A 25026-nucleotide genomic window follows, 5' to 3' on the forward strand; every position below is an offset into this window, starting at 1 on the left:
TCTCACCAGGCGTAGTCCTCCGGCGCGGTCCGATGCCCGGGGAAGATCTGGTCCAGCCGGGCCACTGTCGCGTCGTCCAGTTCGACCTCCAGCGCCCGCAGCGTCTGGTCGAGCTGCTCGTCCGTGCGCGGCCCGATGATCGGCGCGGTCACGCCGGGGCGCTGCAGCAGCCAGGCCAGCGCCACGATCGCCGGCTCCTCGCCGAGCTCGGCGCACAGGTCCTCGTACTGCTCGATCCGGTCCCGGTGCGCCTCCAGTGCCTCCTGGGCGCGACCCTCCAGCCGCCGGCGACCCTCACGCTGCTTGCGCAGGACGCCGCCGAGCAGCCCGCCGTGCAGCGGGGACCACGGGATCACCCCGAGGCCGTACGCCTGGGCGGCGGGGATGACCTCCCGCTCGATGTCGCGGGTGAGCAGGTTGTAGATCGACTGCTCGCTCACCAGGCCGAGCAGGTGCCGGACCCGGGCCGCCTCCTGGCCCTGGGCGATGTGCCAGCCGGCGAAGTTCGAGGTGCCGACGTAGAGGATCTTCCCCTGCGCCCGCAGCACCTCCATGGCCGACCAGATCTCGTCCCACGGCGTGGAGCGGTCCACGTGGTGCATCTGGTACAGGTCGATGTGGTCGGTCTGCAGCCGGCGCAGCGAGGCGTCGCACGCGCGGCGGATGTTCAGCGCCGACAGGAACGTCTCGTTGGGCCAGTCACCCATCGAGCCGTACAGCTTGGTGGCCAGCACGGTGCGCTCGCGGCGACCGCCGCCCTGGGCGAACCAGCGGCCGATGATCTGCTCGGTGACGCCCTCGCCCTTGACCCAGCCGTAGACGTTGGCGGTGTCGAAGAAGTTGATCCCGACGTCGTGGGCGTGGTCCATGATCGCGAAGGCGTCCGCCTCCTCGGTCTGGGGCCCGAAGTTCATGGTGCCCAGGCACAGGCGGCTGACCGACAGGCCGGAGCGGCCGAGGTGGGTGTAGTCCATGACCCCATCCTGCCGTCCCCGGCCGACACCGGGTCGCCCCCCGGGGTCAGGAGGGTCGCCCCGGAGTCAGGAGGCCGCACGGGTCAGGCGTACGACGCCGCCAGCCGGGCGAAGCCCTCGTCGAGGGGGACGTGCGGCCGCCACCGCAGGGCGTGCCGGGTCTCGCGCTGGTCGAACCAGTGCGCGGTCGCGAGCTGCTCGGCCAGGAACGACGTCATCGGCGGGTCGTCCTCGCGACCGAGCGCGGCCCACGCCCGCTCCGCGGCCGCGCCGCCGAGCCAGGCGAGCCGGAACGGGACGCGCCGCGGCGTCGCCTCCACCCCTGCCGCCGCGCAGATCCGGGTGAACATCTCCCAGACCGTGCGCGGCTCGCCGTTCGACACCACGAACGCCCGCCCCCGTACGTCGGGCTCCTCGGCGCGGTCGAGTGCCGCGAGCATCGCGGTGACGGCGTTGTCCAGGTACGTCGTGTCCACCAGCGGCGCGCCGGAGCCGACGACGGCCAGCCGGCCCGCCCGCCCGCGCTCCACGATCCGGCCGACCAGCTGGGTGTCGCCGGGCCCCCACACCAGGTGCGGGCGCACCGCGACCACCGCCGGGCCCCGCCCGTCCGGGGCCAGCGCGACCAGCTCGGCCATCGCCTTGCTGCGCGCGTAGTGCCCCCGCGCGCGGTCGGGGTCGGCGGGTCCCGCGGGAGCGCCGACCAGGGAAGTCCCGGCGTGCGCGACCGACGGGGAGGACACGTGCACGAACCGGCCGACCCCGGCACCGCGCGCGGCGCCCAGCAGGACCCGCGTGCCCTCGACGTTCGTGCGGACGAAGTCGGCCCAGTCGCCCACGACCGAGACCTTCGCGGCCAGGTGGACGACCGCATCGGCCCCGTCGACCGCGGCGGCGGCCGCGGCCGGGTCGGCGACGTCACCCCGCACCTCGTCGTACGGGAGACCGCTGGCCCGTCGCTGCAGCACGACCACGTCGTCCCCGCGGTCGGCCAGCGCGGACGCGACCGCTCCCCCGAGCAGGCCGCTGGCCCCGGTCACCAGGACCCGCACGGCCGGCACCTCCCCCGCGTCACGGCGTCCGGGCCCGCTCGCCGGACAGGTAGCGGGCGGCCCAGTCGGCCAGCCGCCCCCGGTCGATCTTGGAGTTGTGCCGGCGGTCCACCGGCATCCGCGGCAGCACGACGACGGCGGACACCGGCACGCCCGCGGCCGCCCGCACCCGGTCGGCCAGATTCGCGTCGGCGGGCGCGGGCCGCCGCACCGGCGGTGCCCCGGCGCGCGTCACGAGGACGACGACCTGCTGGGTCCCCGGGGGGCCGACACCGACCGCGGCCGCCAGCGCCACGTCGGGGAGGCCCTCGACGCGGTGCTCCACCCCGACCGGGGTGAGCACGCCGTCCGGGGTACGGAGCACGTGGGCCAGGCGGCCCTCGACCCACAGCCGGCCCTGGTCGTCGACGCGACCGACGTCACCGGTCCGGTGCCAGCCGGGGTCGCGCCCGGACCGCCGCTCGGTCGCCCACAGCCGGTCGTAGCGGTCCTTGACGTGGGGGGACCGCACGCAGATCTCGCCGGTGACACCGATCGCGCGCTGCGGCGGGCCGTCCGGCCACCCGTGCTCGTCGAACGGCGCGACCGCGACCTCGACCCCGGGAACCGGGTGCCCCACGCACACCCCTCCACGTGGGTCACGACCCTCGGGATCCGTTGCGGCGCGGTCGATCTCGTCCAGGGTCACGTCGGAGACGGGCAGCGCCTCGGTCATGCCGTACGGGGTGTGTGCCGAGGCGTTGGGCACCAGGGCCGCGGCGTCGCGCAGCAGGTCCGGCCGCACCGGGGCACCCGCGGACATCAGCAGCCGGACCGTGCCCAGCGCATCCCGGTCCTCATCAGTGAGGTCGCCGGCAGTGGCGACCAGGTTGACGAGCGCTGCCGGGGAAGCCCAGACCAGCGTGCCGCCCACGGCCCGCACCGCGTCCGCCAGCGAACACGCGGTGAGCGTGGACGGGGCGGTGATGTCCATGTCGGGGACGACGGAGGAGATCCCGAGCGAGGGCCCGAGCACCGCCCACGGCGCGAACGCCGCCACCAGCGCGTCGTCCGCCGTGATCCGGTACGCGCCCCGCAGCGCGTCGCGCTGCGCCTCCAGCTGGCCGTGCCGGTAGACCACGCCCTTGGACGGCCCGGTCGCACCGGAGGTGAACACGACCAGGGCGTCGTCACCGGGCCGCGGCGCGGCGGGCTCGGGTCGGTCGGCTCCCAGTGCCGCGAGCTCGGGCAGCGTCGTGTCGACCCGCAGCGCCCGGCGCGCGGCCGGGGACGCGCCGCCGACGAGCACGGTGAGCCCGCGCACCCCCACGGACCGGGCCAGGGCCAGCCCGGGCGCGATGCCGATCGCGTGCCGGGGGCCGGCGCCCCGCAGCGCCCGGCGCATCCCGACCGGACCGAGTCCGCGGTCCACGACCACCGGGACGGCACCGGCCCGCCAGCAGGCGTAGACGACCGCGGTGAGGTCCGCGCCGGGGGGCACCAGCACGGCGACCCGGTCGCCGGCCTCGACCCCCTCCGCGCGCAGCCCGGCCGCCAGGTCGCGCACCACCGAGCCCAGCAGGCGCCACGGGACCCGGCGGGCCACTGCTCCGGCGCCGCCCATCTCCACCACCGCGGTGGCCTCGTCCCCAGCCCTACGGTCGAGCGCGTCCCACAGCGGTCGCCGGCCGGGGTCCGCGGGGACGTCGGCAGCACCACCCGCCGCGACACCCGCACGACGGTCCAGCAGGTCGGTGACCCAGGTCACGATGTCGGTCACCGCGAGCGGCGCGTCCTCGGTCACCAGGTGGCTGGCGCCCTCGTAGCGGTGCACGTCGGCGTGCGGCAGCCGCACCACCAGGTCGCGCAGGTAGCGGTCGGAGAAGACCGGGTCCTCCGGCCCCCAGAGCAGCAGCGCGGGCAGGTCGCGCAGGTCCGCCAGCCCGGCCGCGACCTGCTGCAGCGCAGGCATGGACGGGTGGTCGGGCTCCAGCGGGATGTCGGCCACGAAGGCCTGCACCGCCCGGCGCCGCTCGGGGGCGTCGTACGGCGCGGCGAACGCGTCGCGGACCTCGCGGGGAGGTCGCGGGCGGGAGAGCGCGGTGGTGCCGCGGACGAATGTCGGGGTCCGGCAGGTGACCGCGGGCAGCAGGGCGGAGGCGCGCGCGGCCCGGATCAGGGTCGGTGCCGGCGCGCCCGCGGGCTGGTGCACCGCGGTGTTGGCCAGGACGACCCCGAGCAGCTGGTCGCGGTGCCGCTCGGCCCACCCCAGCGAGATGGGACCGCCCCAGTCGTGGGCGACGGTCACGACGGGGCCGGACAGGCCCAGGGCGTCCGTGAGGCCGCCGAGGTCGGCGATCCGGTCGGCCAGCCGCCGGGTGGTGCCGGTCCGCTCGGACCAGCCCATCTCGAGCTGGTCGACGGCGACCACCCGCCAGTCCGGGGGTGCCTCGGCCAGCAGCCGGCGCCACAGGTACGACCAGGTCGGGTTGCCGTGCACGCACAGCAGGGTCACCCGGGGCGGGGCCCCGTCGGCGGGTGCGCCGGTGTCGAGCAGGTGCCAGGTACGGACGACGCCGTGCGCGTCGGGGGCCTGGACCAGGCGCGACCAGCGCGGGTCCAGTCCGGGCAGGCCCGGCGGCGGCAGGGTGGCCGGCGCGGGCGCCGTCACCAGGCGATCTCGATGACCGCGGCGTTGAGGCCGGAGCCGATGCCGAGGCAGCCGACGCGCTGGCCCTGCACCAGCTCGGGGGCCTGCAGCGCCAGCGTGAACGGCACCGAGGCCGGGCCGATGTTGCCGTAGCGGGGGAAGGTCAGCGGGGCGCGCGAGGGCTCGATCCCGAGGGTCGCGGTGATCGCCGCGGTGTGCACGTTGGAGATCTGGTGGATGACGTAGCAGTCGAGGTCCTGCCAGTCGAAGTGCTCGGCCGCGGCATCCCAGGTCACCTTGGACAGCTCCAGGCCGGCCTCGAGCAGGCCCTTGGTGTCGGTGCGCATGCCGTTGATGTCGCCCACGCACAGGTTGTTGTGCTGGGTCGCCGAGCGCGCCGTGCCGCCGACGAACCGGTGACCGTCGGTGTGCTCGTCCGCCCGGCCGAGCACCATGGCGGCCCCTCCTGACCCGAGAGTCAGGGTGGCGAAGTTGTCGTAGACGTCCTGGGCGGTGGCGTCGTCGCGCTGCAGCCGCTCGATCGTCGTCTCCTGCGTGCGCCGGCTGCCCTCGCCGTCGACGACGAGCGCGTAGTCGATCTGGCCGGCGTCGATCATCATGCCGGCCAGCTGCATGCCGTTGACAAAGCCCAGGCAGGCGTTGGACAGGTCGAAGTTGAAGGCGTGCGACCCCAGGCCCAGCTGCTGGTGCACGTCGACGGCCGCCGACGGCTCGAGGTGGTCGCGGCAGACAGAGGTGTCGATGAGCAGCCCGACGGCCTCGGGGTCGACCCCGGCCTCGGCCAGCGCCTTCGCCCCCGCCATCGCGGCGGCGTCGGCGAAGGTCACGTCCTCGGGCCACCAGCGCCGCTCGACGATCCCGGCGACGTTCTCCAGCATCCCGGGCCGCAGGCCCAGCCGGTCGTACGTCGGGGCGAGCCACTCGTCGATCTGGGCGGAGGTCACGACCACCGGGGCGTCGACGGCGGCGACGGACAGCACCGCGGTGTTGGCGAACCGGTAGTGGGCGTTGCCGGACCTGGCGTTGCCGGACATGACTTCCTCTCCCCGGGTTGCCAGCCTGCACCCGGGCGGACGGGGGGCGGTCCAGTGTCACACGTCGGTCGCCCGCGGCGCGCACCGGCGACCGGGGGTTGACGGGATTGGCTAATGATATTAGCTTTGGGGCTATGACGACGACCTACACCGCACCGACCCGCTTCCTGGCCCGCCCCGAGGGCCGCATCGGCTACGACGTCCGCGGCACCGGGCCGCTCGTGGTCTGCCTGCCCGGGATGGGCGACCTGCGCGCCACGTACCGCCTGCTGGCGCCCGCCCTGGCCGACGCCGGCTACCGGGTGGCGACGCTGGACCTGCGCGGCCACGGCGACAGCGACGCCACGTTCACCGCGTACGACGACGAGGCCGCGGGCAGCGACGCGTTGGCGCTGGTCGAGGAGCTCGGCGGCGGCCCGGCCGTCCTGGTCGGCTCCTCGATGGGCGCCGGTGCCGCGGTCTGGGCGGCTGCGGAGCGGCCCGACCTGGTGGCCGGGCTGGTCCTGTCCGGCCCGTTCGTGCGCGAGGTCCCGATCTCCGCCGTCCAGCGGGTCGCGCTCGCGCTGGCGCTGCGCCGGCCCTGGGGCCCCGCGGCGTGGGCGGCCTACTGGGGCCGGCTGTTCCCGGGCCGCCCGCCGGTGGACCTGGCCGAACGCCGCCGCGAGGTGCGCGCGTCGGTCGGACGGCACTGGCAGGCGTTCCGGGCCACCACGCGCACGTCGCACGCGGCAGCCGAGGCGCGGCTGGGTGACCTGCGGATGCCCGTCCTGGTGGTCATGGGCGACCGCGACCCCGACTTCCCCGACCCCCGGGCCGAGGCGGAGACCGTGGCCACGCTGACGGGTGGGCGGCTGCTCGTGGTGCCCAACGCCGGGCACTACCCGCACGTGGAGTACCCCGAGACCGTCACGCCCGAGGTCCTGGCCCTGCTGAAGGCCGCGTTCGACGGGGACGGCCGGTGAGCGCGCCGCCGCGTACCCCCGTGCGCAAGGGCATCACCCCGGACCGCGTGGTCGCTGAGGCCGCGGCGGTGGCCGACGAGAGCGGCTGGGACCGGCTCACCCTCGCCGCGGTCGCCGAGCGCCTCGGGGTCGCGCTGCCCAGCCTCTACAAGCACGTCGGCGGACTGGACGACCTGCGCTCGCGGGTGTCCGTGCTCGCGCTGGATCAGCTGGCCGACGCACTGGCCGCCGCCGCCGTCGGCCGGTCCGGGCTGGACGCGCTGCGGGCCACGGCGACGGCGTACCGCGACTTCGCGCGCACCCACCCGGGCACGTACCCCGCGACGCTGCGCGCGCCCGAACCCGGCGACGCCTCGCACGAGGCCGCCGGCGCCCGGGTCCTCGAGGTCGTGTCCGGGGTGCTGCGCGAGTACGACCTGCAGGGCGACGACCTCGTCGACGCCATCCGCGCGTTGCGCAGCACGCTGCACGGCCTGGTGTCGCTGGAGCTGGCCGGCGGCTTCGGCCTCCCGCGGGACGTTGCCCGCAGCCTGGACCGCCTGGTGGCCGCGCTGGACCTGGCCTTCCGGGGCAGCACCTACCACGACGATGCGGGTGACCCCCGGTGACCGCCGTCGCGCTGGGAGTGCGCTTCCTGCTCGAGCTCGCGACCCTGGCCGCGCTGGCCGTGGCGGGGTTCACCGGGCCGGGGTCACCCGTGCTGAAGGTGGTGCTCGGCGTGGGCCTGCCGGTGCTGGCGGCGCTGGCATGGGGCCGCTGGGTCGCCCCGAAGGCGACGCACCGGCTGCCCGACCCCGCCCGCCTGGTCGTGGAGCTGGTCGTCCTCGGCTCCGGTGTCGCCGCCCTGCTGCTGGCCGGCCACGTCGGCTGGGCCTCGGCACTGGCTGTCGCGCTCGTCGTGGACGAGGCCGCCGTCATCGCACTGCGCGCCCGCTGACGCACGCGTCGTGCGCGGACAGCGCCCACGGACGGCGGTCGGTCGGGGACGATGGCCGCATGAGCGCCGAGCTGACCGTGCTGACGACGGGGTACGTGGGTGACCGGGTGGCCAGCACGGTGGTGCTGGTGCGCGACGGCGACGCCGTGGTCGTGGTCGACCCGGGGATGGTCGCCGACCGACGGATGATCCTCGACCCGTTGCGGGAGAACGGGTTACGCCCGGAGGACGTCACCGACGTGGTATTCAGCCACCACCATCCCGACCACACGCTGAACGCGGCGCTGTTCCCCGACGCACGGTTCCACGACGTGATGGCGATCTACCGCGACGACGTGTGGGAGGACGCGGAGGCCGAGGGCCGGACGCTCGGGCCGCACGTCCGTCTCGCCGCGACCCCCGGGCACACCCCGCAGGACGTGTCGACCCTGGTCGAGACCGACACCGGTCTGGTCGTGTGCACGCACCTGTGGTGGACGGCCGACGGTCCCGCGGACGACCCGTTCGCGGACGACCGTGACCTGCTGGCGGCGTCCCGCCGACGGGTCCTGGACCTCGACCCGGCCTGGGTGGTGCCGGGCCACGGCCCGGCCTTCCGGCCGGGTCCGGCGACCCCCGTCTGACCGGTCCGAGCGCCGAGTGACCGGACCGGACGCCGCCCGGTCGCGACGAACCGGAGGTCAGACCGGGGCGACCTGCACCGTGATCCCATTGAGGACCGCGGTCGCCGCCAGCGGGTCCACCGGAGCGGAGTCGGTCAGCCGGTTGCTCGCCACCCCCGGCCGGGCCCGGGCCACCTCGCCCCAGGTGGCGGGGTCGTCGTGCCCCCAGCCGTGCGGCAGGCAGACCACTCCCGGTGCCACGGCGTCGGTGACGTCGACCGGCACCACCACCGACCCCACCGCGCTGGTCACCGTCACGTCGGCCCCGGCGACCAGCCCGAGCCGGTCCGCGTCGGCCGGGTGCACCTGCAGCGTGCACGCGTTGGAGCCGCCCGCCAGCAGCGGCAGGTTGTGCATCCAGGAGTTGCAGCTGCGGGTCTGCCGGCGGCCGACGAGCAGCAGCCCGTCGGCCGGACCCGCACCGGCGGCCAGCCGGGCCGCCATCCGCTCGGCCTCCGCGACCAGCTGGGGGGCGGCCAGTTCGATCCGGCCGCTGGGGGTGCGCAGCACCTCGGGCAGCCGCGGCTGCAGCGGCCCGAGGTCCACCCCGTGCGGTGCCTGCTCGAGCGCCTCGAGGCTCAGCCCGCCGGGATGACTGCCGAACCCGTCGCCGTACGGACCCGCCCGCAGCGACAGGTCGAGGATCCGCTCCGCCCGGCGCCGGCCGCCGACCGCCCCGAGCAGCTCCCCGGGGTCCCGCCCGTGGGCCCGGCTCGCCGGCGAGGTTCCCGCGCGCCGGGCGACGTCGTACGCCACCAGGTCGTCGACCTGGTCCGGAGTGGGCTCATCGCCGCCGCTGGCGGCGCCGGCGGCGATCGCGGCCAGCGTCAGCAGGGTGTCTCCCTCGTCCCGCTCGTCCTCGCCCAGCGGCACCGACGGCGGGGAGTAGCGCGCCACGTTGCGCACCGCGAAGTGCGCGAACCCCAGGTCGAAGTGCGGGCGCGCCAGCGGTGATGGGGCGGGCAGCAGCACGTGCGCGTGCCGCGAGGTCTCGGTGACGTACGCGTCCACGCACACGACCAGGTCGAGGGTGTCCAGCGCGGCGTCCAGCCGGGCCGACTCGGGGGTGGACACCACCGGGTTGCCGCCGACGACCACGAGCGCACGCAGCCGCTCGCCCGTCTCCGGGTCGGGGGTGTCGATCTCCTCGGCCAGCGCGGAGGCGGGGAACTCGCCGAGAGCGCTGGGCAGCCCGCGCACCCGGGTCCGCTGGCTGCCGGGGATGCGGATGCCGCGGCCGCGACCCGGCTCGCCGCCGGTGTTCGGGCCCCCGGCCGCCGGCAGTGGCCACAGGGCGCCGCCGGGCCGGTCGAGGTTGCCGGTGAGGACGTGCAGCACGTCGACCAGCCAGGACGCCGCGGTGCCGTACGACTCCACGGCGCCGTCCGGGTCGGCCAGGCCGGAGGTGGTGGTGCCCATCCGGCCGTAGACCGCGGCGGACTCGGCGGGGGCGAGGTCGCGGGCGAGCCGGCGCACGGTGTCCGGGTCGATACCGGTGAGCGGTGCGGTGGCCTCGGGGGTGAAGGGGGCGACCGCGGCCGCGACGGCCGACAGCGCACCGTCGGCCAGCCACTCCCCCGCCGCCCCCGGGGCGACCAGGTCCTCAGCCACGAGCACCTGGGCCAGGGAAGCGAGCAGGAACGCGTCCGACCCGGGCCGGATCGGCAGGTGCTCGTCGGCTGCGGCGGCGGTCCGGGTCCGCACCGGGTCGACGACGACGAGCCGCCCGCCGCGGCGGCGCAGCGCGCGCAGGCGTCCGGCCACGTCCGGCGCGGTGAGCAGGGAGCCCTGGGAGACCAGCGGGTTGGCGCCCAGCACGAGCAGGAAGGAGGTGCGGTCCAGGTCGGGGACCGGCACCGACAGCTCGGTGCCGAACAGCAGGCCGCACGCCACCTGCTTGGGCATCTGGTCCACCGTGCTGGCGCTGAAGCGGTAGCGGGTCCCCAGCGCACGGACCAGCGCGGGCACGTAGAACGTGTTGGCCAGGTTGTGCACGTTCGGGTTGCCGAGGTAGACCGCGACCGCGTGCGGGCCGTGCTCGGCCACGACCGCACGCAGCCGCTCGCGCACCACGGCGTACGCCTGCTCCCAGGTGACCGGTCGCAGCACGCCGTCCTCATCGCGCACCAGCGGCTGCCGCACCCGGGCGGGGTCGTGGTGGAGCTCCCCCAGCGCGACGCCCTTGGGGCAGATGTGCCCGCGGCTGAAGACGTCGGCGTCGTCGCCGCGCACCGACGTGACGACCCCGTCCTCGATCGTCAGGTCGACGCCGCACGTCGCCTCGCACAGCGGGCAGGTCCGGCTGGCGGTACGGGTCTCGAGGGGCGCCGCGGAGACGTCGGCGGTGGTGGCGGGGGGCATGCCCCCGGTCTACCGCACTCAGGCCCGCACGACCACCGCGATCTCCGGACGCCGCTCCCGGATCCGGGCCACCGCCAGCGCGCCCAGCCCGGCAGCGGCCAGCGCCGCCACGGAGCCCAGGCCCAGCGCCCACCGCGGCCCGAGGTGCTCGGCGACCAGTCCGACAAGCGGCCCGCCGATCGGCGTGGTGCCGAACACCGCCATCCCCCACAGCGCCATCACCCGGCCGCGCATGTGCGGAGCCGCGGTGAGCTGCAGGGTGCTGTTGCCGGTGGACGCGAAGGCGACGCTGGCCGCGCCCACGGCGACCATGCCGACGGCGGCGAGCGGGACGGTGGGGGCGACCGCCACGCCCAGGACAGCCAGGCCGAAGGCCACCGCGGCCGCCGCGAACTGGTGCAGGCCGGTCGTCCGCCGCGCCGCCGACCACAGGCCGGCCACGACGGCCCCGGCGCCCATGGCCGCGCTGAGCCAGCCGAGGGTGGCCGGACCGGACGCGAACGTCGTGCGGACCAGCGCGGGCAGGGTCACCGCGAACTCGTAGGTGAGCATCCCCACCAGCGCCATCATCACCAGGACCGACAGCACGACCGGGGTCCGCCGGACGTAGGCGAAGCCCTCCCGCAGCTGCCCGGGGGCACGGACCTGGACCGGGCTGGGCGACATCGCCGAGCGGTCCATCCGCAGCAGCGCGACGAGCACGACCACGTACGACACCGCGTTGAGCAGGAAGCAGATCCCGACCCCGACGACCGCGATCAGCACACCGCCGACGGCCGGGCCCACGGCGCGGGACGCGTTCATCACGACCGAGTTCAGCCCGACTGCGTTGCGCACGGCGTCCGGCGGGACCAGCTCGCGCACCAGCGCCTGCCGCGCCGGCTGCTCCACCACCTGCAGCAGGCCCTGCACGAGGGCCAGCGCCAGCACCATCCAGAGCACGACCTGCCCGGTGAGGACGAGCAGGCCCAGTGCCACCGCCTGGGCGGCGAGGGCCAGCTGGGTGACGGCGAGCACCCGCCGGGTGTCGTGCCGGTCCACCAGCAGGCCGCCGTACGGTCCCAGCAGCAGGGTGGGGACGAACTGCAGCGCCACGACGACGCCGAGCCAGGTCGCGGAGCCGGTGAGGGTGAGCACCAGCCAGCCCTGCGCGAGGGCCTGCATCCAGGTGCCGGACTGGGACACGGTCTGGCCGACGAACCAGCGCCGGTAGTTGGGGATCGCCAGGGACGAGAACGTCACGCCCGCCCGGCGGCGCAGCCCGGTCACGACCCGCCCCCGTCGTCGGCGTCGACCGGGTCCGGGACGCCGGCCAGCCGCTCCAGCGCGTCCAGCGCGGTGAGCACGGACTCGACGTCCCGCTCGGTCAGGTCGGTGAGCCGGTCGCGCAGGTACGCCGAGCGACGGGCCCGCAGGCGCCCCAGGGCGCGGCGGCCGTCGGCCGTCACCGCCACCAGCGCGGCCCGGCCGTCGTCGGGGTCCGGGGTCCGGCGCAGCAGGCCGTCCTCCTCCAGCCGGGCCACCAGGCGGGACAGCATCGTGGGGTTCACGGCCTCGATCTCGGCGAGCGCGGACAGCCGCAGCGGGCCGTGCCGGTCCACCGTGGCCAGCGCGGACAGCTGGGTCGGGGTGATGCCGCCGCCGGCCGTCGTGCGCAGCCCGCGGGCCAGCCGGCCCACCACCACGCGCAGCCGGTCGGCCGCGACCTCGAGGTCGTCCCGCTCGTCCATCGTCCATCCGGTGGTCCGTCCGCCGGTCGGTGCGGCCGGTCAGCGGATTTAGTTGCTTATCGGCAAGCATCATACTCGGTGTCGGCGGCGCGCGCCAGGGCATGCCGGTCGCCGGGATAGCGTGACCACCCCCGGCCGCCCGCAGGCGGCCCGCGTCGCCGGAGGTCCCGTGGCCCGCGCCCCCCTCGGCCGCCGGCGACGTCGCGCGGCGCTGGCCGGACTGCTCGCCGCGGGGCTGCTGGCCGCCACCCCGCTGACCACGCCGGCGAACGCGAATCCGGCCGGCGTCGGCCCCGCAGCCGTGGCGCCGGCTGGCCCCCGCGTGGCCGCCACCATCTCCGCCGCGGCACCCGCGGACAGCACCCTGCCGGTGGACACCCCGGTGCTCACCTGGTCCGACTGCGGGTTCGGGCTGCAGTGCGCGTCGTTCCTGGTGCCGCGGTCCTACCAGGACCCCGACGCCGGGACGATCCGGCTGGCGGTCCTGCGCCGCCCGGCGGACCGCCCGGCCCAGCGGATCGGGTCGCTGGTCGTCAACCCGGGCGGCCCCGGCGGGTCTGGCGTGGACCTGGCCGCTGCGGCCGAGGCGTACCTGTCCCCCTCCGTCCTGGACCGCTACGACGTCGTCGGCTTCGACCCCCGCGGGGTCGGTCGGTCGGACCCGATCGCCTGCCTCACCGACGCGCAGACCGACCGCTTCCTCGCCCAGGACCCCACCCCGGACACCGCCACCGAGCGCCGGTCGGTGGCCGCCCTCAGCCGGCTGTTCGGCCGGGCCTGCCAGCAGCGGTCGCCCCGCCTGGTCGCCCACGTGGGCACGCGCGACGTGGCGCGGGACATGGACCTGCTGCGCGCGGCGCTGGGCGACGAGCGGCTGCACTACCTGGGCTTCTCGTACGGCACCTCGATCGGCTCCACGTACGCCGAGCTGTTCCCCGCGCGGGTCGGCCGGTTCGTGCTGGACGGCGCCATCGACCCGTCACTGGACCTGGTCGGGCTGTCCCTGGCCCAGGCGCGCGGGTTCGAACGGGCGCTGACCCGCTTCGCCGCCGACTGCCCCCGCCACGCCGGCTGCCCGCTCCCCCGCGGAACCGCCGCGGCCGTGCGGACCGTGCGCTCCCTGCTGCGCGGGCTCGACGCCCGACCGCTGCCGGGCCGGCCGGGCCGGCCGCTGACGGAGGGCCTGGGCACCACCGCGGTCCTGGGCACGATGTACGACGACACGTCCGGCTGGCCGGCGCTGCGGGACGCCCTGCGGGCGGCGCTGCGCGGCAACGGACGGCCGCTGCTGGACCTGGCGGACCTGTTCACCGGCCGGCTGCCGGGCGGGGGCTACGAGTCCAACGGCACCGACGCGCTGTACGCCGTGAGCTGCTGGGACTACCCGGCCACGCCGGGGGTCGCGGGCACCCGGCGGGATGCGGCACGGTTCGCGCGGGTGGCGCCGACGTTCGGGGCGCCGCTGGCCTGGAGCAACCTGCCGTGCGCGACCTGGCCGGGGCACTCCACGGTCCGCCCGCACCGGGTCCGCGCCCCCGGCACCCCGCCGATCCTGGTCGTCGGGACCCGCTACGACCCCGCCACCCCGGTCGGGATGGCCAAGGCACTGGCCCGGCAACTGTCGCGCGGCGTGTTCCTGGAGTGGGTGGGCGACGGCCACACGGCGTACGGGCGCGGCTCGCGCTGCGTGACCCGGGCGGTCGACACCTTCCTGCTGCGCGGCGTCCCGCCGGCCGACGGCACCGTCTGCCGCTGACGGGCCGTCTACTCGGGGATGAAGCCCTGGTCGAGGTCCCACGGGCGGATCGGGCTGTACTGCACCAGCCAGGTCTCGATGTCCTTCATCCACCCGGTGAGGACGAGCACCCCGACGACGACGAAGACCGCGCCGAGGCCGCGCCGGAACCAGCCGTGCGGGTCCGCCGCCCAGCGGGCGCCGCGGACCGCGCGCTGGCCCAGCAGCGAGACGGCCAGCAGCGTGCCGCACAGCCCCGCGACGTAGACCAGGAGCAGCAGCATCCCGTAGGCCGCGTCCGCCGGCAGCACCGTCACGATGACGTAGCCGTACAGCGGGCTGCAGCTGGTGAAGACCGGGCCGAGCGCGGCGCCGGTGAGGACCTGGCCGAGCACGCCGTCGCGTCGGCGGGCGGCGCCGAGCCGCTGGTTGCTGCGCGCCTGCAGGCCCAGCAGCATCGAGGCCCGCTCCCACAGGCCGGGGAACAGCGACACCAGGCCGAGCAGGACGAGGAGGCCACCGGCGACCCACTGCCACACCTCGGTCGGGATGTCGATCAGCGCGGTGGAGGCCTTGAGCAGCAGGGTGAACACCACGATCGACGCGCCGAGGGACGCGGCGATCACGTACGCGCCCCGGCGCGACGCGCGGGCCGCTGTCGTGGGGACGGCCCGGGTGTCGGTCCGGGTGCCGCCCGGACCGGTGTCCGGTCCGCCGGTCGTGCTGCCCGATCCGCTTGTCCCCGTGCCCGGTCGGCCCGACCCGGGTCCGGTCGCCGGCGCGGCACCGGCACCGGCGACCGAGCCGCCGACGATCACCGGCAGCAGCGGCAGCACGCACGGGGCCAGGGTCGTCAGGACCCCGGCGACGAACGCACCGACGAGGGCGAGCACGACCACCTCCGCTCCCGGCGCGACCCACTGCCGGCCGCGCACCGGTGACCATGACACCGTGGATCGGCGCCGGGGGCGACCCCTGCGGCCCCGTCGTACGCGGTCCGTAAGGGGTCGGTAACCGCCGCGGACGTGCGCCTGGTGCCCGTCCCGGGTTGTGATGGAGACCCGCGGGTCGACCGGCCCGGCGGACCGACGCCCCTCGGAGGAACCATGCGTGCGCGACGTGCGACCGCCCTCGCCGCCACCACCGTCCTGTCCCTCGGCCTGGCCGCGTGCGCCTCCGGCGGCACGTCCGACGCCGGCTCCGCCTCGCCGTCCACGCCCGCCACCTCGGCTCCGGCCTCGTCGGCCGCCGCCACGTCGGAGCCCCCGGCGCCCTCGCCCTCGCCGCCCGGGTCCTCGTCCGCCGCGGCCACCTCGAAGCCCCCGGCCGAGACGTCGCAGCCGGCTCCCGCGGCGGGGGCGTACATCGACCTGGCCGCGTACGAGGCGGGCAAGCAGATGTACGACGCGGGGACCGTCGTGCTGTTCTTCAACGCGACGTGGTGCCCCACCTGCCAGGAGGCGACGGGCAACTTCGAGGCCGACCCCGGCGGGTTCGGGCCCGGCGTCACCGTCGTGAGCGTCGACTACGACAGCAACACCGACCTGCGCAAGAAGTACGGGATCACCTACCAGCACACGTTCGTGCAGGTGGACGCCGACGGCAACGAGCTGGCCACCTGGTCCGGCTCGTCCACCCCGGCCGAGGTCGCCGAGCAGCTGGCCTGAGGCCGGCGCGCTGCCGGCCCGGCAGGCCCCGGGCCGGCAGCGTCGAGTGCTCGCGGGTGGGGGTTCCGGGACGGTCCTGGAACCCCCACCCGCGAGCACTCGTTGGGGGGTGTGGGTGGTTGGGGGTGCGCGGGCGGCTGTCGGTGCGGTGCTGCGGCCTCAGACCGAGGCGGGCAGCCGTACCTCGAAGCAGCAGCCCGGGCCCTCGTTGCGCACGTCGACGCGCCCGCCGTGCGCCTCCACCACTCCGCGCACGATCGCCAGGCCGAGCCCGGCCCCCTCGCCCGCGCCCGGCGTGCGCGCGTCCGTGCCGCGCCACCCCGCCTCGAACAGCCGCTCGAGGTCCGCCGCCGAGATCCCGCCGCAGGCGTCCCGCACCGACACCACCGCGGCGTCGTCCTCCGTACGGGCCGACACCACGACGCTGCCGTCGGCAGGGGTGTGGCGTACGGCGTTGACGACCAGGTTGGCGAGGGCGCGCGACAGCTCGCGGGAGTCGGCGGTCACGGCGACCGGGCCGTCCGCGGACCCGGTCAGCACCACGCCGCGCGACTGGGCCAGCGGCTGGGTGGACGCCAGCGTGTCCGAGACCAGGTCGGCCAGGGACACCGTGTCCAGCGCCAGCCGGAGGGTGCCGGCCTGCAGCCGGGACAGCGCCAGCAGGTCGTCGACCATGCCGGACATCCGGTCCACCTCGGCGCGCATCTGGGCGTGGTAGCGGGCCGGGTCGTCCGCGACCCCGTCCTCCAGCGCCTCCGCCATGGCACGCAGGCCGGCCAGCGGGGTGCGCAGGTCGTGCGACGCCCAGGCGACCATCTCGCGTCGGGACTCCTCGACCTCGCGGTCCCGTTCGCGGGCCGCCTGCTCCTCGGCCACGGTGCGGGTCAACGCGGCGACCCGGCGGGCCACCAGGACGCCGAACAGCAGGGCGACGGGGACGGCCGCGCCGAGGACGAGCAGGACCAGCGTGGTGTCGGTCGGCGACAAGAACATGGCCCGCGAGCTGGCGAGCACGCCGGCGGCGACCGACGCCACGACGACGACGGGCGAGGCGATCGCGGCCGCCGCCACGGACCGACGGGCGAGCACCGCGACGCCGAGCGCGCCGAGCGCGCCGACGGCGGCCGCGGTGCCGGCCGACAGCAGGACGGCGGGCAGTTCCGGTCCCATGGTGGTCCCGCTAGCTCCGCCGGCCGGCCGTCATGAGGTCCGCCGTCATGACATCCGCCGTCACGAGGTCCGCCGTCACGACGCGGACCGGTCCGGCTCGGTCGGGTCCCACCGGTAGCCGACCCCCCACACCGTCACCAGCCGGGTCGGGGCGGACGGGTCCCGCTCGACCTTCTCCCGCAGCCGGCGTACGTGCACCGTGACGGTGGACTGGTCGCCGTACTCCCAGCCCCAGACCTCCCGCATCAGGTCCGCGCGGGAGAACGCCCGGCCGGGGCGGGCCAGCAGGTGGGCCAGCAGGTCGAACTCGCGGGAGGTCAGCAGCAGTTCCGTGCCGCCCCGAGTGGCCCGGTGGGCGACGGTGTCGACGACGAGGTCGCCGTCGCGCAGGGGTCCGGCGGCCGCGGGCGCCGCTCCCGCCCCGCCGTCGCCCTCGCCGTCGCCGTCGTCGGTGCCGGGGGCGGACGGCGCCGAGCGGCGCAGCACCGACTGGACCCGCAGCACCAGCTCGCGCGGGCTGAACGGCTTGGTCACGTAGTCGTCGGCACCCACCTCGAGGCCGAGCACCCGGTCCTCCTCCTCGCCGCGGGCGGTGAGCATGACCACGGGCAGGTCGCCGCGGTCCGCGCGCAGCCGCCGGCAGACCTCCAGGCCGTCGATCCCGGGGAGCATGAGGTCGAGCACCACCAGGTCCGGCCGGTGCTCGGCGGCCGCGGCCAGCGCGGAGGGACCATCGGCGGCACGCACGGTCCGCAGGCCGGCCCGGGACAGGTAGCCCGCCACCACCTCGGACACGGTGGCGTCGTCGTCGACGACCAGGACGCAGGACATGCCGCCCAGGGTAGGCGGAGGCGACGGGTGCCGCCGGGCCGCGCGGCCCACGTTCCGCGGACCGTAAGGAGCCCCCGGGACCCGGTCCGCGTCCCCCATCCGCACCCGGTGGAACGTACGACCACCCAGGAGCGCGCGCGGGCTGGTCCTGCGTTCCACCGGCGGGGACGGACGGGGAGCGCGGGACGGGTGGGCGCCCTGGGGCGCGTGCGCACGGGGTCGGCGGTGCGCCCGGGCGGCCGCACGTCCGGTCAGGTCGTGGACAGCGGGCGGGGGGCCAGCGTCGCCAGCCGGTGCGGCTCGGTGAGCAGCCACCCGTGGTTGCCCTCGACCACCCGGACCCGCACCCCGTCACGCTTGTGCAGGGACTGCAACCGGGCCGGCGGCACGATGCCGTCCCGGTCGGCCAGCAGCAGCGTGATCCGCGCCCCCGTGGCCGCCAGCGCGGCGATCTCGTCGACGAGGTCGGAGTGCTTGGCGGCGACGCCCGCGGAGGCCACCGCCCGGGGGTGCCGGACCAGGTTCGGCAGCGCGTCCACGACCCGGGTCAGGTTGGAGCGCCCGACCTCGTGCCGCAGCCCCGCCACCAGGCCGGCCCACGACGTCACTGCGGAGCCGGCCCCGCCGATCGGGCAGACCAGCGTGATCTCGGAGAACAGGTCCGGTCGGCGCGCGGCGGCCTCCACGACCACCCCGCTGCCGTACGAGTGCGCGACCACCGGCACCGGCCCCTCCAGCGCGAGGCACTCGACCGCCTCGGCGATCCGCTCGGCCGTGCGGCCCAGCGTCCCGCGGCCCCCGCGGACGGGGGTGGAGTCGCCGAACCCGGGCAGGCTCGGCGCGAGCACGTGCCAGCCGACCGTGGCCAGCGCCTCGATGGCGGGTGCGTACCCGCGCGGGCTGAGCCCCCAGCCGTGCACGAACACCAGCGGCGGACGGTCGGGCTGCCCGACCCCGAACACCTCGACCCGGGTGCCGGACCGGTTGGTGCCGTCGAACCAGACCGCGAACTGCTCCCAGGCGACCGGGACGGCGCGGCGGGACAGGTGACCCGAGGCCGGCTCCCCGACGGGAAGCGGCGACCGCGGCATCGGCACGCTCACGAGGCCACCGCCGTCCCTCCGTCGACTCGTCCGGGCGTCTCCCGACACTACGGCGTACGGTCGCCCGAACACGCCGCAGGGCCCCCGCGCGTCGCGGCCGGAGCAGCCCCCGAGGCACCGGACGAGGCTCCGGTCAGTCCTCCTCGGCGCCCCGCTCGTCCATCCGGGCCAGGAACTGCTCCACCTGAGCACCGATCTCGTCGGCGGTGGGCACCTCGGCCAGCGAGGCCTGGGTGTCGTCGTACTGCCGCTCCAACGTGGCCAGCACGACCTGGAACTCCTCGTTCCCGGCCAGCTGGGACGCGATCTCGGCGTCGGCGCGGGCGGCGGCGGGCTCCAGCTCGGTGGCCGGCAGCGCAAGCCCGGTGGCCTCCGACAGCGCGTCCAGCAGGGTCATGACGGCCCGTGGGTAGTCGAACTGCACCAGGTAGTGCGGCACGTGCGCCGCCAGCCCCACCACGGGGACGCCGCGCCCACCGAGCACGAGCTCCAGCATCCCGCCGACGTGGCCGGGCACCTCGAGGTCCCCCAGTGCGCTGGGGTGCGCGGCCAGGACGTCGGCCTCGGTGCCGTGCCAGGTGATCCCCATCGGTCGGGTGTGCGGCGCCGGCCACGGCACGGCCGCAAGCCCGGCGACCAGCCGTACGTCGAACCGCTCGACCAGGTCCGCGACGGCCGCGACGAAGGCCCGCCAGCGGTAGTCGGGCTCGGGCCCCTCCAGCAGCAGGAACGGGCGGCCGTCCGCGTCGGTCACCTCGTGCAGCCGGATCTCGGGGATGTCGATGGTCGCGAAGTGGTCGGAGCGGAACTCCATCCGGGGCCGGCGCGCCCGGTAGTCCAGCAGCGCGTCCGCGTCGAAGCGGGCCAGCTCGCGGTGCGGCCGCGTCCTGAGCAGGTGGTCGACGGCCAGCCGGCCGGCCGACCCCGCGTCGAGGAACCCGGTGAACGCGTGCACGAGGACCCGCCGGTCCGTCTCGACCGGCTCCCCCAGCAGCTCGTACAGCTCGTGCGACGCCACCGTCGGCACCCTTCCTCTCCTGCGGTTCGCCCCGTCGGGGCTGCCCTGACCGACACCGATGCGCCGTACGGACCCGCCCAGCATCCGTCGCGCGCCGGCCCGGCGCCAGCCATGACACGTCAACACGCGCAGCACCCGCCGGTCTTCCCGTCCTCGGTGGGATGCTGGCCGCGTGGCAGACGTCCTCGGCGGAGCGGAGGGTGCGCATCGGCATGCGAGTGCACCCCGGCCGAGGCTGACCGGGTTCGCCTGGCTGTCCATCGCCGCCGCCGTCGTCACGATCGCGCTGAAGTCCGGCGCCTACCTGATCACCGGGTCGGTCGGCCTGCTCTCCGACGCGATGGAGTCGCTGGTCAACCTGGCCGCCGCGATCCTGGCGCTGGTGGTGCTGCGGGTCGCCGCGAAGCCGGCCGACGACTCTCACCACTTCGGGCACGGCAAGGCCGAGTACTTCTCCGCGTTCGCCGAGGGCGTGCTCATCGCGATCGCCGCGGCGCTCATCGGCTGGACCGCGATCCAGCGGCTGATCAATCCCCAGCCCCTGGAGGAGATCGGGATCGGTCTGGCCATCACGCTGGTGGCCACCGCCATCAACGGGGTGGTCGGCCTGGTCCTGGTCCGCGCGGGCAACCGGCACCGCTCGCTGACGCTGGTCGCCGACGGCAAGCATCTGCTCACCGACGTCTGGACCTCCGTCGGCGTCGTGGTGGCCGTGCTGCTCGTCGGCCTCACCGGGTGGCTGGTGCTGGACCCGCTGGTCGCGCTCGCCGTCGGCGCGAACATCCTGGTCACGGGCGCCTTGCTGGTCCGGCGCGCCACCCGGGGCCTGATGGACCACTCCCTCCCGCCCGCCGACGTCGAGGCGGTGCTGCGGGTGCTGCGCTCGGTCGTGGCCGCCGAGCCCGAGGTGGGATTCCACGCCATCCAGACCCGCGAGTCCGGCCACGAGCGGTTCGTGTCCATGCACGTGCTGGTCCCGGGCGGGTGGACCGTGACCCGCGGGCACGACCTGCTCGAGCAGGTCGAGGAGCGGATCGTGCTGGCGCTGCCGCACGCGCACGTGCACACCCACCTCGAGCCGCGCGAGGACCCGAGGTCGTACGCCGACGCGGTGGCCGGGCTCGCGGTGCTGTCCGCGGACGGGACCGAGCCGGGCGAGGACGCCGGTCCGGAGCGGCGGAGCTGACGCCACGGCGGACCTGGCACCGGGTTCCCGCCCGGTCGGTGCCGTGCCGACCGTCAGGGGGCGTCAACCGACCGTCAGGGGGCGTCGCCGCCGAGGCAGGGCCCCCGGCCGAGCCACCACAGCCCGGCCAGGTCGCCGTCCTGCAGGTCGCGGACGTCGGTGGTCTGCGGGTACATCAGCTGGCCGCGGTCCGGCACGTGCCCGAGCCCGACCACGTGCGCGAGCTCGTGCAGCACCACCGCCCGGGCCAGCGCCACGCCGCCGGGCATCGTGGTCAGCTGCCGCAGCTGCGGGGCGTCGAGGGCGATCTGGCCGGACACCGCGACCCGGACACCGCCGATGAGGACCGACTGCGGCCCCGCGACCGCCGCGTTCGGCCCCTCGAGGTCGGCCATCTCCGGCGCCCACGACCAGGCCACCAGGATCGGCACCCAGCGCTGGCCGTACCGATCCGGCTGGTAGGCCGACCGCTCCTCGCGCGGGGCCTCGTCGGTCGGGCCCTCGTACACGAACCGCAGCCCGGTGGCCTCCGAGATCCGCGCGATCGCCCAGTCCAGCGCCTCCGCCCCGAACCGGGGCTGCCCGTCGGGCCTGATCACGTACCGCAGCTCCCGGCACGGGCTGAACGTGACCGGCTCCGCGGAGTCCTCCTGGGTCTGCAGGTACGCGAACGACGTGGCCGTCGGGGCGGGGTCCGGGGCCTGCAGCAGCGGCTCCAGCGACGTGGTGCCCGACGCGGAGGGCGAACCGCCGTGCCCGAACGGGTCCCCGCTGGTGGCGGCGGCCGCGGAGGAGAGGGTCGCGCTCGGGGTGGGGGATCCCTGGCCGGCCGCCGACCCGGAGGCGGCGGGTGCGGACGGGGAGCCCACGGCGCTTCCGGCCACGGCCGAGGGTCTCTGGGATCCGTTCGCGGCCGCATCGGGCAGGCCGGGATCGGCGGACCGGGCTCCCAGGGCGACCCCGGCGAGGACGGCGGCCCCGGCCGCGGCGGCGAGCACCGCGACCACACCGGCCCGCCCGCGGCCCCGCCGACGGCCGGGCGGCGGGAGGACGTCGTACCGGTCCACCACCGAACCACGGTAACCGCCGTACGGCACCCCCGGTGGGGGCTAGGGTGCGCCGGTGCCCGCATGAACGCCGCGTGAACGGCACCGGACCGGCAGGTGGCCATGACGCAGACGACTCCTGAGGACGAGGTCCGCACCCTCGGCGACCGCGTCCGCGACCGGGTCCCCGCCCTGACCTGGCTGCCCGCGTACCGCTGGTCCCGCATCAGCCGCGACCTGGTCGCGGGTCTGGTCGTCGCCGCGTTGGCGGTGCCGCAGGCGCTGGGCTACGCCGGCATCGCGGGCGTGCCGGTCCAGGTCGGCCTGTACGCCATCCCCGGGGCGCTGGTGATGTACGCCCTGCTCGGGACCTCGCGGACCCTGTTCCTCGGTCCGGTCTCGACCGTCTCGGTGCTCTCCGGAACGCTGGTCGCTGGGATGCTCGGGTCTGCGGCCCAGGACCCGGCGCGGGCGATGGCCCTCACGTCGGCGCTGGCGTTGTCGACCGGGCTCGTGCTGCTCGTCGCCGGCCTGCTCCGGCTGGGCTGGGCCGCGGAGTTCCTGTCCCGCCCGATCATCACCGGCTTCGTGTTCGGGCTGGTCATCCTCATCATCCTCGGCGAACTGCCGTCCCTGCTGGGGCTGCCCGCGGAGTCCGGCGGGGTGCTCGACCGGATCGGGTCCCTGGTCAGCCACATCACCGACCTGAACCCGCTCACGGCCGCCATCGGCGTCGGCTCGCTGGCCGTGCTGTTCCTCGGCGCCAGGTTCGCCCCTCGGTTCCCCTGGGGCCTGCTGCTCGTCGTGGCGGGCATCGTCGCGTCCAACGCCCTGGACCTGGCCGGTCGGGGCGTCGCCGTCATCGGGTACGTGCCCGACGGGCTGCCGCCGATCGGACTGCCCGGGGTCGGGGTCGGCGACTTCCCCGCGATCCTGGCCGGCGGGGCCGCACTGGCGCTGGTCGGGCTGGGCGAGGGCCTCAGCGCGGCCCGGCTGTTCGCGTCCCGCTCGGGAGCGCCGGTGTCCGCGGACCAGGAGTTCCTGGCCACCGGGGCGGCCAACCTCGCGTCGGGGTTCACCGGCGGGCTCGGCGTCGCGGGCAGCCTGTCGAAGACCGCGGCCGCGGATCGGTCCGGGGCCCGCAGCCAGATGTACAGCCTCGTGGCCGCCGCGGTGGTCGTCGTCGTCCTGCTGGCCGCCGCGGGGCTGCTGTCCGGGCTGCCTCGTACGGTGCTGTCCGCGATCGTGATCCAGGCGGTGTGGGGGCTGATGGACGTCCCGGCGATGCTGCGCTATCGCCGGATCCGCCGCAACGACTTCGTCTCCGCGCTGGCTGCGCTGCTCGGCGTGCTGGTGCTCGGGCCGTTGTACGGCCTGCTCGCGGCGGTCGCGCAGTCGGTGCTCGGGCTGGTCTACCGCTCCAGCCGGGTCGACATCGACGTCATGGGCAAGGTCCCGGGTGAGAAGGCCGCCTGGGGCAGCGTGGCCCGACATCCGGACCGGGTGACCGTGCCCGGCATCCTCGTCCTGCGGCTGGACTCGCCACTGTTCTGGGTCGACGCCGCCCAGGTGCGCGACGCGGTCCTCGCGGAGGTGGCCCGCAACCCCGGCACCGTCGCGCTGCTCCTCGACCTCGAAGCCACCAACCAGCTCGACACCACCAGCGTGGACATGATGTTCGAGCTGCTGAAGGACCTGCGCGAGCAGGGGGTACGGCTGTACCTGGTCCGGGTGTTCCACCGCGCCCGGGGGGTGTTGCGGAAGTCCGGCTTCGAGGAGGCGCTCGGCCGCGACCGGATGTGGCACAGCATCTCCCAGGGGGTGAAGGCCGCCCGCAAGGACCTCGGGCTCAAGGGTCAGGCAACGCCGACGGAGGGCGCGCCGGAACTGGCAAGGGTCGGGGCCGAGCACGCGGCGGACGGGACGGACTCCGACGGCGACGAGGGCCCCGACTACGACCCGCACGAGGAGCGGATCGCGGTGGACCACCACCACGACGGGGACGACGACGAGGACGAGAACGAGCGCCCCGCCGCCCGACGGACGCGGTAGCGGGCGCGCCGAGCGGGACACGCCGCGCCGGATCGGTCCGAGGCCGTGCGCGACGCCGGGCTGGTTTGGGAGGCTGGGCCCGACGCCGCAGCGAGCGGCGACAACCAGGGGAGAGCCAGATGAGCATGGGCACGGGCGGGACGCCGGGACCCGGGTGGTACGCCGCACCGGAGGGTGACGGACGACTGCGCTGGTGGGACGGCGCCCGCTGGACCGAGCACTACGCCGAGCGGCCGACACCCGCAGCCCAGCAGCCTCCGGCCGCGGCTCCCCCGGCCGCGGCTCCCCCGGCAGCGGCACCGCCGGCACAGGCTCCCCCGGCCGCCGCACCCCCGGCCGCCGCTCCCCCGGCCGCCGCACCGCCGGCACAGGCTCCCCCGGCCGCCGCTCCCCCGGCACAGGCCCCCCCGGCCGCATCTCCGCCGCCCGCATCGACGCCTCCTGCCGGCGCGGCCCCCGCAGCAGCGGCCGCGGCGGCACCCGCAGCCGGCACCTCAGCGCCGCCGGCAGCAACTCCGCCGGCACAGCCTCCGGCCAGCCCGCCCGCGCAGCCACCCGCCTCATCCCCGGGGTCGCAGTCCTCGGGTGGTTCGGCCGCCCCCGCCGCCGCTGCCGCGGCCGGCGCGGCTGCAGGGGCGGCTGCCGGCGCGGCGGCATCACCGCCGCCCGCGGCCGGGCCCCCGGCGAGCGCACCTCCCGCCGCCACACCGCCGGCGGCGCAGGCCCCCTCCGGTCCGCCGCCCAGCGCGCCCGCGCTGCAGCCCGCGGCCCAGCCCGCATCGGCGGTTCCTCCTGCGGCGGGCCCTCCGGCCGCCGGCGCCCCCGGGCCAGGTGGGTACCCCCAGGCCGGCTACCC

Annotated in this window: 21 protein-coding genes; 8 read left to right on the forward strand and 13 right to left on the reverse strand. The window is 76.2% G+C overall.

What is annotated here, in order from left to right; all coding sequences use genetic code 11:
• Positions 1-2 precede the first annotated feature (2 nt).
• The 4 genes from R2737_00820 to R2737_00835 form a co-directional block, all read right to left on the reverse strand.
• On the reverse strand, positions 3-974 hold the full coding sequence (locus R2737_00820) for an aldo/keto reductase (GenBank protein ID MEZ5114780.1): 972 nt from the start codon (positions 972-974) through the stop codon (positions 3-5).
• 83 nt (positions 975-1057) lie between these two features.
• Positions 1058-2026, reverse strand: a complete 969-nt coding sequence (locus tag R2737_00825) for an NAD-dependent epimerase/dehydratase family protein (GenBank protein ID MEZ5114781.1) — start codon at positions 2024-2026, stop codon at positions 1058-1060.
• Positions 2027-2045: 19 nt separating this feature from the next.
• Positions 2046-4676 (reverse strand): alpha/beta fold hydrolase, encoded by a 2631-nt coding sequence (locus tag R2737_00830; GenBank protein MEZ5114782.1) that lies wholly within the window; start codon positions 4674-4676, stop codon positions 2046-2048.
• Complete coding sequence (locus R2737_00835; GenBank protein MEZ5114783.1) at positions 4673-5710, reverse strand: 3-oxoacyl-ACP synthase III; 1038 nt, start codon at positions 5708-5710, stop codon at positions 4673-4675. The genes R2737_00830 and R2737_00835 overlap by 4 nt, the downstream gene beginning before the upstream one ends.
• A 134-nt stretch (positions 5711-5844) precedes the next feature.
• Between R2737_00835 and R2737_00840 the strand changes: the two genes are divergently transcribed.
• The 4 genes from R2737_00840 to R2737_00855 are packed head-to-tail and all read left to right on the forward strand — an operon-like array spanning position 5845 to position 8232.
• On the forward strand, positions 5845-6672 hold the full coding sequence (locus R2737_00840) for an alpha/beta hydrolase (protein ID MEZ5114784.1): 828 nt from the start codon (positions 5845-5847) through the stop codon (positions 6670-6672).
• Entirely contained in the window at positions 6669-7280 is a 612-nt protein-coding gene (locus R2737_00845; protein ID MEZ5114785.1) for a TetR-like C-terminal domain-containing protein, read from the forward strand. The genes R2737_00840 and R2737_00845 overlap by 4 nt, the downstream gene beginning before the upstream one ends.
• Positions 7277-7609 (forward strand): YrdB family protein, encoded by a 333-nt coding sequence (locus R2737_00850; GenBank protein MEZ5114786.1) that lies wholly within the window; start codon positions 7277-7279, stop codon positions 7607-7609. Before R2737_00845 ends, R2737_00850 begins: the two co-directional genes overlap by 4 nt.
• 59 nt (positions 7610-7668) lie before the next feature.
• Positions 7669-8232 (forward strand): MBL fold metallo-hydrolase, encoded by a 564-nt coding sequence (locus tag R2737_00855; GenBank protein MEZ5114787.1) that lies wholly within the window; start codon positions 7669-7671, stop codon positions 8230-8232.
• Between the two features lie 57 nt (positions 8233-8289).
• Here the strand turns inward: R2737_00855 and R2737_00860 are convergent, their stop codons facing one another.
• From R2737_00860 to R2737_00870, 3 genes are read right to left on the reverse strand one after another with little or no spacing between them, the layout of a single operon-like run.
• The gene (locus R2737_00860) at positions 8290-10632 is read right to left on the reverse strand and encodes a molybdopterin-dependent oxidoreductase (protein MEZ5114788.1); all 2343 of its coding nucleotides are present in this window, start codon (positions 10630-10632) and stop codon (positions 8290-8292) included.
• 18 nt (positions 10633-10650) lie between these two features.
• Positions 10651-11901, reverse strand: a complete 1251-nt coding sequence (locus R2737_00865) for an MFS transporter (protein ID MEZ5114789.1) — start codon at positions 11899-11901, stop codon at positions 10651-10653.
• The gene (locus tag R2737_00870) at positions 11898-12362 is read right to left on the reverse strand and encodes a MarR family transcriptional regulator (protein MEZ5114790.1); all 465 of its coding nucleotides are present in this window, start codon (positions 12360-12362) and stop codon (positions 11898-11900) included. The genes R2737_00865 and R2737_00870 overlap by 4 nt, the downstream gene beginning before the upstream one ends.
• A 169-nt stretch (positions 12363-12531) precedes the next feature.
• Between R2737_00870 and R2737_00875 the strand changes: the two genes are divergently transcribed.
• Positions 12532-14118, forward strand: coding sequence for an alpha/beta hydrolase (locus R2737_00875; GenBank protein MEZ5114791.1), 1587 nt, complete (start codon positions 12532-12534; stop codon positions 14116-14118).
• An 8-nt stretch (positions 14119-14126) separates the two neighbouring features.
• Here R2737_00875 and R2737_00880 read toward each other — a convergent pair whose 3' ends face one another.
• On the reverse strand, positions 14127-15032 hold the full coding sequence (locus tag R2737_00880; protein MEZ5114792.1) for a cytochrome c biogenesis protein CcdA: 906 nt from the start codon (positions 15030-15032) through the stop codon (positions 14127-14129).
• 171 nt (positions 15033-15203) lie between these two features.
• On the opposite strand from R2737_00880, the gene R2737_00885 reads away from it, so the two are divergent.
• Positions 15204-15764 carry a thioredoxin family protein gene (locus tag R2737_00885; protein ID MEZ5114793.1) on the forward strand — a complete coding sequence of 187 codons (561 nt, stop codon included), beginning with the start codon at positions 15204-15206 and terminating at the stop codon, positions 15762-15764.
• Between the two features lie 159 nt (positions 15765-15923).
• Here the strand turns inward: R2737_00885 and R2737_00890 are convergent, their stop codons facing one another.
• From R2737_00890 to R2737_00905, 4 genes are all read right to left on the reverse strand, one after another.
• A complete protein-coding gene (locus R2737_00890) occupies positions 15924-16934 on the reverse strand; it encodes a HAMP domain-containing sensor histidine kinase (protein ID MEZ5114794.1) in 1011 nt (336 codons plus the stop codon).
• A 75-nt stretch (positions 16935-17009) separates the two neighbouring features.
• Positions 17010-17765 carry a response regulator transcription factor gene (locus R2737_00895; protein ID MEZ5114795.1) on the reverse strand — a complete coding sequence of 252 codons (756 nt, stop codon included), beginning with the start codon at positions 17763-17765 and terminating at the stop codon, positions 17010-17012.
• Positions 17766-18016: 251 nt separating this feature from the next.
• Positions 18017-18856 carry an alpha/beta fold hydrolase gene (locus tag R2737_00900; protein MEZ5114796.1) on the reverse strand — a complete coding sequence of 280 codons (840 nt, stop codon included), beginning with the start codon at positions 18854-18856 and terminating at the stop codon, positions 18017-18019.
• 145 nt (positions 18857-19001) lie between these two features.
• Positions 19002-19886 carry a PAC2 family protein gene (locus tag R2737_00905; GenBank protein ID MEZ5114797.1) on the reverse strand — a complete coding sequence of 295 codons (885 nt, stop codon included), beginning with the start codon at positions 19884-19886 and terminating at the stop codon, positions 19002-19004.
• Positions 19887-20058: 172 nt separating this feature from the next.
• Between R2737_00905 and R2737_00910 the strand changes: the two genes are divergently transcribed.
• Positions 20059-21072 (forward strand): cation diffusion facilitator family transporter, encoded by a 1014-nt coding sequence (locus R2737_00910; protein MEZ5114798.1) that lies wholly within the window; start codon positions 20059-20061, stop codon positions 21070-21072.
• Positions 21073-21146: 74 nt separating this feature from the next.
• Here the strand turns inward: R2737_00910 and R2737_00915 are convergent, their stop codons facing one another.
• Positions 21147-22142, reverse strand: coding sequence for a matrixin family metalloprotease (locus R2737_00915; protein MEZ5114799.1), 996 nt, complete (start codon positions 22140-22142; stop codon positions 21147-21149).
• 99 nt (positions 22143-22241) lie between these two features.
• Here R2737_00915 and R2737_00920 point away from each other — a divergent pair, with 99 nt between their 5' ends.
• A complete protein-coding gene (locus R2737_00920) occupies positions 22242-24170 on the forward strand; it encodes a SulP family inorganic anion transporter (protein ID MEZ5114800.1) in 1929 nt (642 codons plus the stop codon).
• Positions 24171-25026 lie beyond the last annotated feature (856 nt).

The sequence above is a fragment of the Candidatus Nanopelagicales bacterium genome, assembly GCA_041393815.1.
In the GTDB taxonomy this organism is placed as follows: Bacteria; Actinomycetota; Actinomycetes; order S36-B12; family JAWKJK01; genus JAWKJK01.